The following is a 14,671-nucleotide window of genomic DNA, read 5'->3' as shown; positions in this document are numbered from 1 at the left end:
GGCAGGGACCGGTAGAGTAATAATTGAATTGCATAGGAAATCCACTAGGGGCGCCGTCATCGGCTGAGACAAGAGATCATCTTGGACCCTTTGAACCTGATCTAGTTCATACTAGCGTAGGAAAGTGGAGCCGGCCCCAAGTGACATGCGCTTAGGCTGCCATGAGTATATCGGTATGCCTAGGGTTCATCCAGCCGCTCCCTCTACGGAGCGGCTTTTTTGCGTGCTCTGGCAGCTCGGTTTGCCGTTGTCCTCTCAGAGGATTTCCTTGCCAAAATTTGTGGAGGTGGAGAAGTTGGGATTTTCTCAAGAGTTGCGTAGGAAGGCGGACGGAATTTATCAAGCGATATTTGATCATCCCTTTGTCAGAGGTATTGCGGAAGGCCGGTTACAGAAAGAACAGCTCATTCATTACGTCAAGCAAGATTTTGAGTATCTGAATGCTTACATGCGAATTTACGGGATCGCGATTTCCAAGTGCCAGACCCGCGAGGAGATTGCGTTGTTCAATCAACAGATCGATTTCATTTTAAACAGTGAGATTCATCCGCATCACAATTTTTGCCGGGTGGCCGGGGTGAAATTTGAAGATTTGCAAGGCTTTCCGCTAGCCCCTTCGGCTCATCATTATATCCGTCATATGCTGACGGTGGCCCACGAAGGAAGTTTGGGAGAAATATACGCCGTGCTCCTGCCTTGTCCGTGGACTTATCTGGAGATTGGCAAGAAGCTGTTGGAGGAAGTGCAGCCGACGCCGGAGCATCCGTACTATGAGTGGATCACTTTTTACGGTCAACGGGCAGGAGGCGTCACAGAGAAGTTCATGCGGGCGTTGGACCAATGGGCGGAAACCGCCAATGCGGCGGAGCGTCAACGCATGACCGAGCATTTTTTGCAGAGCTGCCAGCTCGAATATCTCTTCTGGGATATGGCGTATCGGTTGGAAGATTGGCCGGTTGCGGTGCCGGTGCTTCAGCTGTAACTCCGCGCCGATTCGCTATCCATCCATGCCCAAAGCCAAATGATCGAAAGAGAGGTTGAACTTATATGAGTTTGCTGGAAAAAGAGCTATCCGAAGTGCTGCAAAAGGTGCAAAATACGAAACCGCTCGTTCATAACATCACGAACGTGGTTGTCACGAATTTTACGGCGAACGGCTTGTACGCGCTTGGCGCGTCGCCGGTCATGGCGTATGCGCCGGAGGAGGTGGCCGATATGGCCAAGATCGCCGGCGCGCTTGTCCTTAACATCGGCACGTTGTCGACGCCGCAGGTGGAGGCGATGATCCTTGCCGGCCAGTCGGCGAACGCCCACGGCGTGCCGGTGCTGCTTGACCCGGTGGGCGCGGGAGCTACCGCCTTCCGGACCGAGTCGGCGCTGAGCATCCTGCGCGAGGTGAAGGTGTCGCTCGTGCGCGGCAACGCGGCGGAGATCGCCCATCTCGTCGGGGAATCCCGCGAGATCAAGGGCGTCGACGCCGGCGACACCGCGAGCGCCGAGGCGGCCGAGCTCGCGGTGCGGGCCGCGCGGGCGCTGAACACGGTCGTGGCGATCACCGGCCGTGAAGATGTCATCACCGACGGGCTGCAGTGCCGGATCGTGAGCGGCGGCGACGCGCTGCTCACCCAGGTGACCGGCACGGGCTGCCTGCTGACGTCGGTGTTGGGGGCTTTCGCCGCGGTGGAGCGCGATCTGCTGCTGGCCGGCACCGCCGGGCTGGCGTTCTATGGCGCTGCCGCGTCCCGTGCCGCCGAGCGGACGGCTTCGGCCGGCCCGGGCAGCTTCCAGATCGCGTTCCTCGACGAGCTGGCGAAGCTGCACCCGCACTCGCTCAAAGGGCACGCGGCAGTGCGTGAATTTCAGGCGACCGGAGCCGGCGGATGGTGGGTCGGATGAGCCAGATCGCTAGAGCCTTAACGATTGCCGGGTCGGACAGCGGCGGCGGGGCTGGCATCCAGGCCGACCTGAAAACGTTCCAGGAGCTGGGTGTATTCGGGATGTCGGCGATCACCGCCGTGACGGTTCAGAACACGCTGGGCGTGTCCAACGTCTATCCGCTGCCTCCGGAAGCTGCGGCAGAGCAAATCGATGCGGTTGGCTCCGACCTCGGCGTAGATGCGCTAAAGACCGGAATGCTGTTCAGCGCCGAAATCATTGGGGCGGTGGCCGCGCAAATCCGCGCGTTCGGCTGGAACCGGGTCGTTGTCGACCCGGTGATGATCGCCAAAGGCGGAGCTTCCTTGCTCCAGACGGAAGCGGTGCAGGCGTTGCGCTCGCAGCTGCTGCCGCTGGCGTACATCGTAACGCCGAACCTTCCCGAAGCGGAGGTGCTGTCCGGCCTGTCCATCCGCAGCATGGAGGACCGCCGCGAGGCAGCAAAACGGATCTGTGCTTACGGGGCGCAGCAGGTCGTCATCAAAGGAGGGCATGATGCCGCTGCCGGCGAGCAGGTCGTGGATTTGTATTATGACGGCGCGACCTTCAGCGAACTGGTGGAGCGGCGGATCCCTACGTCACAAACGCACGGCACAGGCTGCACGTTCTCGGCCGCTTTGACGGCAGAGCTTGCTAAAGGAACACCGGCCTTCGAGGCGGTGCGAACCGCGCGAGCCTTCATTCAGGCGGCGATTGAGCATGAGCTTGGATTGGGGCAAGGGCACGGCCCGACCAACCATTTTGCCTATCGCCGGCTGCAAGGAGCGTCCCGATGAGCGGCGGGGTCGGAAGCGGGCGGATTGCGGCGGATTGGATGCGCAAGCTGCTGCGCACGTATCTGGTCCTTGGCAGCCCGAACTGCCGCGATCATCCGCTCCGCGTATTGGAGGCGGCGTTGGACGGCGGCGTGACGCTGGTGCAGTTCCGCGAGAAAGGACCGGGAGCGCTCACCGGGGAGCCGCTGCGGGCGCTTGCCGTCCAGCTGCTGGCCGCATGCCGCCGGCGGGGCGTGCCGTTCCTCGTCAATGACGACGTGGAACTGGCCCTTGCGATCGGTGCCGACGGCGTTCACGTCGGCCAGGAGGACGAGGCGGCCGCGCAGGTCCGCGCCCGGATCGGCGACCGCATTCTCGGCGTCTCCGCGCACACGTTCGCCGAGGCGGAGGCCGCCGTGCGGCATGGCGCCGATTACCTCGGCATCGGGCCGATCTACCCCACGGCCTCGAAGGCGGACGCCAAAGCGCCGCAAGGGCCGGCGATTCTCCGCGAGCTTCGCGACCGCGGGATCACCTTGCCGCTGGTTGGCATCGGCGGCATTACGGCCGAAACAGCCGGCGACGTGATTCGCGCCGGTGCCGATGGCGTTGCCGTGATCTCCGCCATAACCTTGGCGGATGACGTCCGCCAAGCCGCTGCGCAGTTATACGCGACAACGGATGCCGGCACAAGCACAACTTGAGAGCTTCATCATATACGCAATACGCAGACCAGACCCTTGCCCCAGGCAAGGGTCTGGGAATTTGTGGATCATATGGTAAAGGGGATTCGTATTAATTTCGCTTTTGTCATGAATAATGCGTGAACGCATATTTTTTTAATTCCTACTCCTATGGTATAATATCCTCAATGTTTGGCAATGCTGTTAATTTGCTGTCTTGTTGGTATGATATTTTTTAGTTTATGTTACATAGATCACCGCAACTTTTTCGCCCCTGTTCGGTAATAATTTAGGAAAGAATCGAACGGGAAGATGGCCCATGGAAGCGCGAGGAGGATCGCACCTAAATGACGGATTCCCAAATGATTCGCGAAATTAAGGAAGGTAACACGGAACTGTACTCGGAGCTGATGCGAAGGTATCAGCGGAAGATTCTAGCTTTCGTGTATCACATGTTAAAGAGCGCTCATTTAGAGCTGCTTGCTGAAGATTTATGCTCGGAAACGTTCTATAAAGCATTTCGCAGCTTGCATTCCTTTAGAGAGCTGGATGCTTCTTTCTCAACCTGGTTGTATACGATTGCCCGTAACACGGTGCTCAGCGAGCTCCGCAAGCAACGAAACGGCAACGTCCCCTTGGAGGAAAGCGGGATTATTCCCGTAGCCCCAAGCGAAGTCGCCCCGGAGCAAGCGGTATTGCGGAACGAGAAAGTGGGCATGGTGAGAGAAGCAATCAACAATTTGCCGGAGAAGCAAAGGTCAGCTTTGATCTTGCGTGAATACGATCAATTGGATTACCAGGAGATCGCAAACATACTGGGACAAAGCGTCAGCGCCGTGAAGTCGCTATTGTTCCGGGCGCGCAGCAGTGTAAAGAGTCAGCTTGAACCCTACTTTTATGAACCCATCTACGAGCATTACGAAGGGATGAAAAGCAGATGAATTGTAAAGAGGCCCAAGAATTGTTCGGATTGTTACGGGACTTGCCCGAACAACACCCACAGCGGCTAATGCTGGAACAGCATCTTTTGGGCTGCGAGTCTTGCGCGGGCGAATACCAACAATGGGAAGAATGCCTGGACATGCTGCAGTACATACCGATCGAAGTGACAGAAGAGCAAGCGGAAGCGGTCAACCGGCGAGTGATGGACCGGATTTATGCCGAATCGCCTTGGCTGGCTCCCGATGTGAAGCGCGGCGTGACCCGTCGTATTCGGCGGCGGGTGGTGATTTGGGCCGCCAGCTTCCTTGCGATCTTCGTCTTTAGTTTTGGATTCCTGCTGATGGATCATTTTACGACGGACCAGAAAAGTGCCGAGCCGACGACCGGGATTCTCCCGGCCGCCGTTGTGGTAGCGGGATCGGAGTCGGATACGTATGAGGATTTCTCAATCGCCTTAACTAGCGTCTCGCGTGGGATTGTAGAGCCTTTTGCGGTACAAATGGGTCCGGCCTATCCGCAATATTGGATGTACCTGTCCATGGGCGGTATGCTGCTGGCACTCTTTTCCTGGAAAGGGCTGCGCCGAACCAAAAGATAAACTTGGGTCCTAACGCTTCTCCCGCTTTCGGAGCGGGCGGGGCGTTTTTACATCTAAAGGGGGATGATTATGCTCGTTGGGTTGATTCGCCATGGACTTACCGATTGGAACGCAATCGGAAGAATTCAAGGACAAAGCGATATTCCGTTAAACGATGAGGGACGGCGTCAAGCCGAGCTGCTGGGCAGAAGATTGAAGGAGGAAAACGAATACCGCTGGGATTTCGTCCTGACGAGCACGTTGTCACGGGCGCGGGAGACCGGTTCGATCATCGCCGATGCGCTCGGGATTCCGCTATACGATCCGGATCCACGGTTGATGGAACGGTCGTTTGGCAAGGTTGAGGGGCTGACGCTAACAGAAAGGGAAGCCTTATGGGGAAAAGATTGGGATCGCCATGAACTCGGGCAGGAGAAGGATGAAGAGATTCGTCAGCGGGCCTTGTCTTTTATGACCGATTTGGCGGAGCGTTACCCGTCGAATAACATCCTGGTCGTTACCCACGGCGGCCTGTTGGCTCAGTTATACATTGCCTTGTATCAGGAGAGATGCCAGGAGCGCATCGGCAACTTATCGCTCACCATTCTGGAGAAAAACGAGCAATCCTGGGACCTGCGGCTTTATAATTGTACGCGTCATCTGCAGGAAAGCGTCCAGGAACCAAAGTAAATCGGCTTAGGCCGGTTTCTTTTTTTTGCCTATTTCATGGAATAATTTTGCTTTCAGGGAATAAACGCCGGAAAACCTTCCCATAATGGGATTAAAACGGCGAGGCGGTAAAACTATGAATCTTGCGGATATGCTCACTTATGCCGATATCGGACAACTTAGCAGAATAGCGGATCATTACCGCTGTGAATGCAACGGGCACTCGAAGCATGAACTGATTCAATCCATCCTGCAGACAGTAGGGCGCCGCGATTTTATCGAGCGCTATATCGGCAGCATGAGTATGGAGGATTTGCGCTTCCTGAACACCCTGCTGTTTGATGGTCGTCGTCAGTTCAGCCTGGAGGAATTGGTTGCCTGTGCACAGGGCTCGCGGTTTACGGAAGATGCGAAGGAACGGGAAAGTCCGCGGGAGATGATCACCCGCTTTCGCCAGCAGGGTTGGCTGTTTAATGGCACCACCCAGCAAACTCGCTATCTGTTTGAGGTTCCGGAGGACTTGAAGCAGCGTTTCCGCGAAGCACTGGAACGCCGGTTTCTTGCCGAGGTGAAGGCGGCCGCCGCCGAACCGCCGATGTACCGGGAGGAGCCGGAGATGTTGTCCGCCGACCTGCTGCTCTTCCTGCAATACGTTTCCCGGCATGACATCCCGCTGAATAGCGAAGGGGTCATGTATCGGAGAAACCAGTCGCAGATCATGGAATCGCTGCACGTCTCCGAGGGGCTGGTTGGCAAAGGGTGGCGTTTCGGGTATGGCCGCCGTTTTAAGGATTATCCCAACCGGTTTGCGCTGCTCTACGACTATGCCTATCATTCCCGTCTCATTCAAGAGAACAACCATCGACTGGAATTGACGGATACGGGAGTGGTCTGCCTGACGGAGGAACGCAAGGAGCCGATGATCCAGTTCGTCCGCTTTTGGTTAAGATTATATAAAGGACCTATACCCAATTTGCTGTCTCTCGTCTACTGGATTGTCTGCTGTTCGAAAGAATGGGTGACGGTCTCCTCGCTGTTCGAACGAGTAGAGCCGCTGATCAAGCCGTTCTTCTACGACTCTCCGGCTTCGATTTTTGAAGAGCGGATCCTGCAGATGATGCTTCATCTCGGGATGGTGCGCTTCGGAGAAGACGAGCAGCGCGAACGATATGTGCAGGCTTCCCCGTTCGGGAAACAAGCGGTTCAGCAAATTCATAAGGGCTAGGCCGGGATCCGCGAATGCCGCTAGGCACAGACATATTCATGAGAATGGGGGCAAACGTCTCCCATATCGGCGAAGATATCGGTGAATATCTTTAAGTATGAGCAGGTTGTGAAGTGACGGAATCTACGAGATGTGTGACGGTATGGAAAAGAATATCTATGTAACGATGGTTTGGAGGTGCATCCTATGGATCAGATGAAGGTTACTTATGAAGCAATGCTTGGATTGGCGGCGGAAATGATATGGGACGAAGCGCTCCGGAAGCATCGCTCGGAACAGATCTACAACGAGATTGACACCGCCTTGGCGAATGGCGACGAGGTTGCCTTCCGGCTCCTGACGGATGAACTGAAAACACTAGAAGAACGCTAAAAGCAAACCGCCCTATCTGTTCACAAGAATACGAACGGATGGGACGGTTTTTTTGTGAGGAGATGAAGGATGGATTTGTCAAGGATCCCTGTTTATAATGGGAAGACATTGATCGAAGAAGGGGATGCAACATGAAATTTAGTGAAATTGAAGCTTCCGCCTGGGAAGAGCTGCGCCCATACCTGGATACCTGCTTGATTCCGGTAACGGGATTATCCGGACAAGAACGCCCGTATGAAGTCACCAAAAAGTTGGAAAGGCTGAGAGATGTCCTCGATTGGGTGGAAATCCCTTTCAAGGGAAGGGTCGTTACGTACCCGTCATACCAATACCAGACGCCGGATATGGCGCAGACCCTAAATGATTTGTGCCGAAATGTCAAGGGCAGTGGATTTGCGTATGCCGTGGTCATCTCTGCAGATTTTGAGTGGGGAGATGAGCAGCTTCCAGAGGCAGATTTAATCGTGACGCCAGGCCGTTTTGCAGCGGATTCCAAGGAGGGAGCTGCGGCACGAGTGAAGGCGGCAGTACAAGAAATGTGGCAAGGCAAATAGCGATGATGATTGTGACAAAATATCGACAATTTCAAGTGGGACAAGCTTTTTGCGGGTCAAAAAAATGTGTCAAATTCTTGACGCTCTTAAAACGCTAATATATTATTAATATGTCTTACGCGATGTTGTGATAATTATCATTGAAACGCACGGAAACAATTGCTTGACAAGGGGGGTTGAAGACATATGAGCAATCAGCATGACCAGCAGGAATCCTCGCACAAACCGCCTATTCGCAAAGAGATGTCCCGTCGGCAATTTCTTACATATACGCTAGGGGGCGCCACAGCATTCATGGTGGGTGGGGTGACGCTTCCTATGGTTCGTTTTGCGGTTGATCCGATTTTGCACAAGAAAGGCGAAGGTACCTTCGTTAAAGTTGTGGAAGTGAGTAAGATTACCAGCGAACCACAGGAATTTTCGTTCGAGCTCAAGCAGCAAGACGGTTGGTACTTAAGTACAGCTTCCCTGACGGCTTGGATTCGCAAAGACGAAAGCGGCAAAATTTATGCGCTTTCACCGATCTGTAAACATTTGGGATGTACGGTCGGTTGGAATAACGACAAGAATTTCCCGAATGAATACCATTGCCCTTGCCACGGTGCGCATTACACCAAGGAAGGCAAGCAGTTGGCGGTGGCGTCGAAGCCGCTGGATGAGTACAAGGTTATGATTAAGGACGACTGGGTTTATCTGGGGGATATCATCCCGAACACCATCGTGAAATAAGGAGGCGTAGATTCGGATGTTTAAAAATGTATACAACTGGATTGACGAACGTCTTGATATCACGCCGATTTGGCGCGATGTGGCCGATCACGAGGTTCCGGAGCACGTGAACCCAGCGCATCACTTCTCCGCGTTTGTGTATTGCTTCGGCGGCTTGACGTTTTTTATTACGGTGATCCAGATCTTATCGGGGATGTTCCTGACCATGTATTACGTTCCCGATATTATTAACGCTTATGCCAGTGTAGAATACCTGCAGACCCAGGTCGCTTTTGGCCAGATTGTCCGCGGGATGCACCACTGGGGAGCAAGCTTGGTTATCGTTATGATGTTTCTACATACGCTTCGCGTTTTCTTTACCGGTTCCTACAAGGCACCACGCGAAATGAACTGGGTAGTCGGCATGCTGATTTTCTTCGTCATGATCGGTCTCGGTTTGACGGGTTACCTGCTGCCATGGGATAACAAAGCTTATTTCGCAACAAAGGTAACGTTGGAAATCGCCAACTCCGTACCGGTGTTGGGTCCGGTTATTAAGGAACTGCTGCAAGGTGGATCGATTGTAGGGGCAGAAACGTTAACTCGCTTCTTTGCCATTCACGTGTTCTTCCTGCCTGCAGTATTGCTGATCCTCTTGGTGGGTCACTTTATCATGATCCGCAGACAAGGGATTTCCGGTCCTCTATAAGAAGCGTGGGGCAAAGCTGATTCTAATGAATTAAATTAAGTTTCGAATGACCTCTATAAGAGAAGGGGGGGCAAAAAGGACATGGCTCATCATGACAATTCGAAGGAAAAGGTCGTATACGTCGGCGATTCCCGCGTCCGTAAGGGCAAGGGCTTTATTACGCCTCCGGATTATACGGCGTATCCCGGCAAGTCGGAAGCGTTCATTCCTAACTTTTTGCTGAAGGAATGGATGGTTGGCGTCGTTGTGCTCGTTGGATTCCTGGTGCTGACGATTTCGGAACCGGCTCCGCTGGGCTTCCCGGCCAATCCGACGGCTTCGGTTATCCCGATGCCGGACTGGTACTTCCTGTTCCTGTATCAATATCTGAAATATCCCTATGCCTCCGGCGATTACGTCGTGCTGGGTACGATGGGGATTCCGGCAGTGATGTTCGGCGGCTTGCTGCTCGCGCCGTTCTTGGATCGGGGCAAGGAGCGCCGCTTCTATAAGCGTCCGATCGCATCGGCGCTGATGTTTCTTTCGATCGCGGCTGTCGTTTATTTGACCAACTTTGCTTGGACGCATTACCAGAAAGAACTTCAAGCGACAGGTCAAGTACCGGAACATATTCAGCGGGAAGAACAAGCTCGCGAGAATCGGGAGAAGGGCTTGCCCACGTCGAATGCGAACCGTCAGGAAGAGGTCGCGATCGTGGATAAGGACGACCCAGCCATGGAAGTATACAAGAAAGCGACCTGCGTATCGTGCCATGGGGCTGACCTGAAAGGAGCGGCTGGACCATCGCTTCGCGGCGTTGGTGACAAGCATGATAAGGAAGCAATCCTTTCGATTATTAAAGAAGGATACAATGGCAAGATGCCTGCAATGTATGATACTGCGATTAGCGCAGGCTTGACGGATCAAGACATCGACCACTTGGCTGAATGGCTTGCGAAACAAAAAGCAGAACAGTAAAATAAGTAGTAATCTAAAAACCTGATCGTATTGCGATCAGGTTTTTTTAAGCTGTGGTGCTATTTTCGTGGAAAAAGAGGGAGATCGCGCTTGAAACTATCGGATCTGTGGAGCAAGTCTTTTTTATCTTCCCGCTTCATTCTTTGGGCATTGTTCGTATGTAATCTATTGGGGACGGTTTACGGCTATATTTGGTATGATGCGCAGCTGCTAGACACCTGGCGGAACCATCCGCATTGGCAAATCGTGTTCGTTCCGGACAGCCCGACGGCCAGCTTATTCTTTACGTTAAGCTTGCTGTTTTTGTTGTTCCCGGCGACATTGGCTAAATATTACCGCCTCCGAACCCTGATCGAGGGGCTGGCGGTCGTGACGAGTGTGAAATACGGGGTGTGGGCCGTGACGATGATTTTTGCCGGGGCGTATCAGGGCGGGGAGCTGGTGTGGCAGGACTGGATGCTGGTCGCCTCCCATTTGGCGATGGCCGTAGAGGCGATGCTGTTTGTCCGATTGTATAAGTTTGGGACGTTGATGCTGCTTGGGGCCGGTGCCTGGACCCTGCTAAACGATACGGTGGATTATACCTATGAGGTCTATCCCTGGTTACCGGAGACGTTGTGGGATGACGTGCCCGAAGTGGCGGTCTTTACCGTCCTCTTGACGGTGGCGAGCATTGCCGCCGGCTGGCTGGCGCTGAAGCAGGCCAAACGCGCCTGAGAGCGGGGTTCTAACGTAGGACAGCCTGCCATACCATGATGGTAGGGAGGGGATGTCCGTGAGAAGAACTTGGTTGAAAGGAGCGGTAGCCGTACTTGCTTTGCTTGCCGCCATGCTGCTATGGAATTCGGTGGTATTCGCTCAGCCGGAGAAGAACGGGACTGAGAGCACGCCAGCAACGTTGAAGGCGGTGGCGCCAGCGATGTCCGAACAGGAACGCAGCGAGCGGCTAAAGCAGCTTGAGTTGGCATCGGAACGGCTATATGAGCATATGCAGCAGGGAAGTACCCAAGAAGCATTGGCTGACATGGAGGCGTTAATTAACGCGCTGGAGGGGGTATCCTTTAAGGGGTTAACCTCGGTGGAGGGCATCCATGCCTTGGCGGAAACGATTATGGACACCAAAGAGACGTTAGTTAAGGTAGATATTCAGCCTGAAGCGTGGGCGCAATCCTCGGCCCGACTGCGGCTGGCGGTCAATAGCCTGCTGCATCCAGATAAGGCCTTATGGCAGCAATATTATAAAGTCATGTCCGATAATTTGCAGCAGATGAAACAGGCGCGCGCAGGCGGAAAACCAGCGGAGCTTCGTAAGGCGTTCCAAGCGTTACAGGATCATTACGATGTCGTCCGCCCGGCCGCAGTGATTCGTCGCCCGGCCTCGGAGATCAACCGCTTTGAGTCGTGGCTGTCGTATACGGGAGGGCTAAGCAGTGCACCATCCTGGGATGAAACGGCTCTGAAAGGGGCCATCGAGCAAGGAGAAGGCGCATTAAAAGCACTGTTTGGCCGCCGGGGAGACGAGCCCGTATTCCTGCCGGTCACCGGCGTAGACAGCCCGTGGTATTGGAGCGCTCTGATCGGGCTTTGGATCGTGCTTGCCTTGACCTATACGGGAATCCGGAAGTATCGCGCTGACCAAGCCGTAACTGCCGTACGAGCGCAGCGCCGGGCGGAAGAGATGAATCGGTACCGGCTTTAAGCCGTGAATCACACAAAAAGCTTAAGAGGCAGGGATGACCTTAACCCTCTTAAGCTTTTATGTTTATGTGCCTTTAATCTTCCTTGAACCCTTCCCCGTGTACATCGTGGACGTCATTGATGATAATAAATGCCCGCGGATCCACGGATTTGGCGATCGATTGCAACCGCCGACTTTCCTGCCTCGACACGACGCAGTAGGCCATATGCTTCGCTTGCTTGGAGTAAGCCCCAATGGCCGGAATCAGTGTGACGCCACGATCCATCTCCTTCGTAATGATATCGGCAATCGCGGGGGCATGGTCGCTGATGATCGTAAACGCCTTGGCGGAGTACGCACCCTCTTGAATAAAATCGATCACTTTCGAGGCGATAAATACGGCCACAAGCGTGTACAAAATATTTTCCTTCCTAATATAGAAGAGCGATAACCCGATAATGATGATGTCCAGCGTCAGGATGACCTGCCCCATACTAAACCCGTACTTGCGGCCAAGAATCCGCGCCACGATATCCGATCCTCCGGTTGTGCCGCCGAAACGGAAGACGATGCCAAGTCCTGCCCCCAGCGTCACCCCTGCATACAACGAGACGAGGATATAGTCCGTCTGCGTTTCGAACGGCAAAATCCAGCCCTCATCAATCATCCGTTCAAACAGCCACAGGAAGAGCGTTAATGAGCCGATGCCGACTCCGGTCCAAAGAATGGACCGTCCGCCGAGGATCTTCCAGCCGATCAGAAACAAAGGGATATTTAGCATGAGGTTGGACAGCGAAGGTGAAATGCCAAACGCATAGTTCAGCAGCAGCGTCACGCCTGTAACCCCGCCTTCCATCAGTTGGTTGGGCAGGATAAAATAAAGAAGGCCAAACGCATAAATCGCCGTACCCAGCATGATGGGCAGCAGCGTTTTTAGAAATCCGGTTAATTTGCTCAAAGCCATGAAAAAACCTCACCTGTCCCCAGCGTAATTTATGTTATGTAGCTTACTACCGCCAATTGGATAGATCTTCCTATCCTAGTATACCTTTTTCCGCGCCGATTAAAAAAGGATTTGTTTTCGTCACCTACTTACGATAACATAGGGGAAAACGGGACATAAAGCGGAGGGATTGGCACTTGGATAGGAACAATGAGAAATCTCTCGCGGAAATGCAGCGCGAAGTAGACCGTTATATTTCGCAGTTTAAAGAAGGCTATTTCAGCCCGCTGACGATGCTCGCTCGAATGGCGGAGGAAGTAGGCGAGCTGGCCCGCGAGGTGAACCATACCTTTGGTGAGAAGCCAAAGAAGAAGGATGAACCGGAAAATTCGATCGAGCTGGAATTGGGCGATATCCTGTTTATTACCATATGCTTTGCCAATTCGCTTGGGATTAATCTCACCGAGGCCCATGATAAGGTGATGCATAAGTTTGCGACCCGGGATGCGGATCGATGGACGAAAAAGGACACCGAATAGGGTCATCCTTCATATGCTGTTAGCATGATCATCCCTACAGTAAAGGGGGATAGCATATGAAGGCGGAGGATTATTTACAACGAGCTTACCGCAGCATCTATGAAAACGACTTTGCGCAGGCGATGCACTGGTTCGAGCGAGCGCTGGACGTCCAGCCGGATCACGCGGACATCCATTATCGCTACTCGATTACCTGCGCCCGGAGCGGGCAGCTGGATAAGGCGCTGCAACACGCGCGTCTGGCTGCGGCCTTGGAGCCTGAGCAGGACGAATATAAGCTGCATTGCGATCGTTTGCAGTCCATGGAACTGACGCAAATGGCCAGACGGCAGCTGGAGGCGACCGGCGCCAAGCGGAAAGCGGCAGCCGAGCCGGCAGCCCGCATGTTAAAGCGTGCGGTCGAGCTTGATCCGTTGTCGTTGGATGCGCAGGTTTGGCTGGCGATCGCCTACGGCGAGCTGGAATGCTACGACCTTGCGCTGCAGGCGGTTCGCAATGCATCGGCCCTTCCTTTGGACGCCGGTGCAGCAGGTCAGCTGAAAGAGCTGGAGCAGCGATTGAAGCAGCAAATGAAGCAATCATCCTAGTAGAGAATGTGAGGAGATCGAGATGTCGGAACCGATTAAAGTCGCCGTGGCGGGCGCCGCAGGCAGAATGGGCAGAGAAGTCGTAAAAATGGTGCTCCAGGACCCGGAGCTTCAGCTGGTTGCCGCTGTGAATTTATCAAATGAAGGCATCGATGCCGGAACGCTGGTTGGCCTTCCGGCTTGCGGCGTGCCGATAACCACGAATTTAGAAGAGGCGCTGCGGGAGACGAGCCCGCGAGTGCTTGTAGACTTTACGACACCGCAGTATGCTTATACGAACACCGAACTCGCGATTCGGTACGGCGTTTCGCCGGTTGTAGGGACGACCGGGTTTACGCCGGAGCAAATCGAAGAACTGGACAAGCTGTGCCACGCCCAGGGGATCGGTGGTTTGATCGCTCCGAACTTCTCCATCGGGGCGATTCTGATGATGCGTTTTGCGGCACAGGCGGCGAAATATTTTCCGCATCTGGAAATCATCGAATACCACGGCGACCAGAAGCTGGATGCCCCTTCAGGGACAGCGGTGAAGACGGCTGAGCTGATCGCGCAGAACCGGAAGGAGCTTCGTCAGGGCAACCCGAATGAGGAAGAGACGATTGAAGGCGCACGCGGCGGTTATTATAACGGTTTTCGGATACATAGCGTCCGGTTACCGGGCGTATTTGCACAGCAGGAAGTTGTGTTTGGCGGTTTTGGCCAGACGCTGAAGATTCGTCATGATTCGTATGAGCGTGCCGGTTACATGCCGGGCGTGAATTTGGCCATTAAGAAAGTGATTGACTGCAAGGGCATGATTTACGGGTTCGACCATTTCATGGATGAATAAAGGGGATAA

The 14,671-nt window shown here is 54.1% G+C and carries 19 protein-coding genes and 1 riboswitch; of the genes, 18 read left to right on the top strand and 1 reads right to left on the bottom strand.

The genetic code is table 11. The annotated features are described in order from the left end of the window. Positions 1 to 36: 36 nt before the first annotated feature. Positions 37 to 140, top strand: a riboswitch (TPP riboswitch). A gap of 155 nt (positions 141 to 295) precedes the next feature. From tenA to NSQ80_RS12000, 15 genes are all read left to right on the top strand, one after another. Next, entirely contained in the window at positions 296 to 982 is a 687-nt protein-coding gene (gene tenA, locus NSQ80_RS12070; protein ID WP_323079088.1) for a thiaminase II, read from the top strand. Between the two features lie 65 nt (positions 983 to 1,047). Beyond that, a complete protein-coding gene (gene thiM, locus NSQ80_RS12065; protein WP_260071996.1) occupies positions 1,048 to 1,896 on the top strand; it encodes a hydroxyethylthiazole kinase in 849 nt (282 codons plus the stop codon). Beyond that, positions 1,893 to 2,711: a bifunctional hydroxymethylpyrimidine kinase/phosphomethylpyrimidine kinase gene (gene thiD, locus NSQ80_RS12060; protein WP_009227000.1), complete on the top strand. Its 819-nt coding sequence runs from the start codon at positions 1,893 to 1,895 to the stop codon at positions 2,709 to 2,711. The genes thiM and thiD overlap by 4 nt, the downstream gene beginning before the upstream one ends. Then, entirely contained in the window at positions 2,708 to 3,394 is a 687-nt protein-coding gene (gene thiE / locus NSQ80_RS12055) for a thiamine phosphate synthase (RefSeq protein ID WP_339299188.1), read from the top strand. Before thiD ends, thiE begins: the two co-directional genes overlap by 4 nt. Positions 3,395 to 3,720: 326 nt before the next feature. Continuing rightward, positions 3,721 to 4,314, top strand: a complete 594-nt coding sequence (locus tag NSQ80_RS12050) for a sigma-70 family RNA polymerase sigma factor (RefSeq protein WP_009226998.1) — start codon at positions 3,721 to 3,723, stop codon at positions 4,312 to 4,314. Beyond that, positions 4,311 to 4,913 (top strand): zf-HC2 domain-containing protein, encoded by a 603-nt coding sequence (locus tag NSQ80_RS12045; RefSeq protein WP_009226997.1) that lies wholly within the window; start codon positions 4,311 to 4,313, stop codon positions 4,911 to 4,913. The genes NSQ80_RS12050 and NSQ80_RS12045 overlap by 4 nt, the downstream gene beginning before the upstream one ends. Before the next feature lie 69 nt (positions 4,914 to 4,982). Beyond that, a complete protein-coding gene (locus NSQ80_RS12040) occupies positions 4,983 to 5,582 on the top strand; it encodes a histidine phosphatase family protein (protein WP_009226996.1) in 600 nt (199 codons plus the stop codon). Between the two features lie 115 nt (positions 5,583 to 5,697). Next, a complete protein-coding gene (locus tag NSQ80_RS12035; protein WP_339299185.1) occupies positions 5,698 to 6,786 on the top strand; it encodes a hypothetical protein in 1,089 nt (362 codons plus the stop codon). A 186-nt stretch (positions 6,787 to 6,972) separates the two neighbouring features. Continuing rightward, positions 6,973 to 7,158, top strand: coding sequence for an IDEAL domain-containing protein (locus tag NSQ80_RS12030; protein ID WP_009226994.1), 186 nt, complete (start codon positions 6,973 to 6,975; stop codon positions 7,156 to 7,158). A 131-nt stretch (positions 7,159 to 7,289) separates the two neighbouring features. Next, positions 7,290 to 7,712 (top strand): YpiF family protein, encoded by a 423-nt coding sequence (locus NSQ80_RS12025; protein WP_260070797.1) that lies wholly within the window; start codon positions 7,290 to 7,292, stop codon positions 7,710 to 7,712. A gap of 186 nt (positions 7,713 to 7,898) precedes the next feature. Next, positions 7,899 to 8,441: a ubiquinol-cytochrome c reductase iron-sulfur subunit gene (locus tag NSQ80_RS12020; RefSeq protein WP_009226992.1), complete on the top strand. Its 543-nt coding sequence runs from the start codon at positions 7,899 to 7,901 to the stop codon at positions 8,439 to 8,441. Positions 8,442 to 8,457: 16 nt separating this feature from the next. Beyond that, a complete protein-coding gene (locus NSQ80_RS12015; RefSeq protein ID WP_009226991.1) occupies positions 8,458 to 9,129 on the top strand; it encodes a cytochrome b6 in 672 nt (223 codons plus the stop codon). Positions 9,130 to 9,210: 81 nt separating this feature from the next. Then, complete coding sequence (locus NSQ80_RS12010) at positions 9,211 to 10,086, top strand: menaquinol-cytochrome c reductase cytochrome b/c subunit (protein WP_009226990.1); 876 nt, start codon at positions 9,211 to 9,213, stop codon at positions 10,084 to 10,086. 90 nt (positions 10,087 to 10,176) lie between these two features. After that, positions 10,177 to 10,803 (top strand): DUF1405 domain-containing protein, encoded by a 627-nt coding sequence (locus tag NSQ80_RS12005; protein WP_260070798.1) that lies wholly within the window; start codon positions 10,177 to 10,179, stop codon positions 10,801 to 10,803. Between the two features lie 58 nt (positions 10,804 to 10,861). Then, complete coding sequence (locus tag NSQ80_RS12000; protein ID WP_260070799.1) at positions 10,862 to 11,785, top strand: sporulation protein YpjB; 924 nt, start codon at positions 10,862 to 10,864, stop codon at positions 11,783 to 11,785. Positions 11,786 to 11,858: 73 nt separating this feature from the next. Here the strand turns inward: NSQ80_RS12000 and NSQ80_RS11995 are convergent, their stop codons facing one another. Continuing rightward, positions 11,859 to 12,728, bottom strand: a complete 870-nt coding sequence (locus NSQ80_RS11995) for a YitT family protein (RefSeq protein WP_009226987.1) — start codon at positions 12,726 to 12,728, stop codon at positions 11,859 to 11,861. 209 nt (positions 12,729 to 12,937) lie between these two features. Between NSQ80_RS11995 and NSQ80_RS11990 the strand changes: the two genes are divergently transcribed. Genes NSQ80_RS11990 through dapB form a run of 3 tightly spaced genes read left to right on the top strand, consistent with a single transcriptional unit; the run spans position 12,938 to position 14,662 of the window. Then, complete coding sequence (locus NSQ80_RS11990; protein ID WP_036646645.1) at positions 12,938 to 13,246, top strand: nucleotide pyrophosphohydrolase; 309 nt, start codon at positions 12,938 to 12,940, stop codon at positions 13,244 to 13,246. Between the two features lie 56 nt (positions 13,247 to 13,302). Further along, entirely contained in the window at positions 13,303 to 13,833 is a 531-nt protein-coding gene (locus tag NSQ80_RS11985) for a tetratricopeptide repeat protein (protein WP_009226985.1), read from the top strand. 22 nt (positions 13,834 to 13,855) lie between these two features. Beyond that, the gene (gene dapB / locus NSQ80_RS11980) at positions 13,856 to 14,662 is read left to right on the top strand and encodes a 4-hydroxy-tetrahydrodipicolinate reductase (protein WP_009226984.1); all 807 of its coding nucleotides are present in this window, start codon (positions 13,856 to 13,858) and stop codon (positions 14,660 to 14,662) included. The last annotated feature ends 9 nt before the right edge of the window (positions 14,663 to 14,671 follow it).

The sequence above is a fragment of the Paenibacillus sp. FSL K6-2441 genome (assembly GCF_037964765.1).
Classification (GTDB): domain Bacteria; phylum Bacillota; class Bacilli; order Paenibacillales; family Paenibacillaceae; genus Fontibacillus; species Fontibacillus phoenicis.
This window is presented reverse-complemented; position numbering and strand designations above follow the sequence as displayed.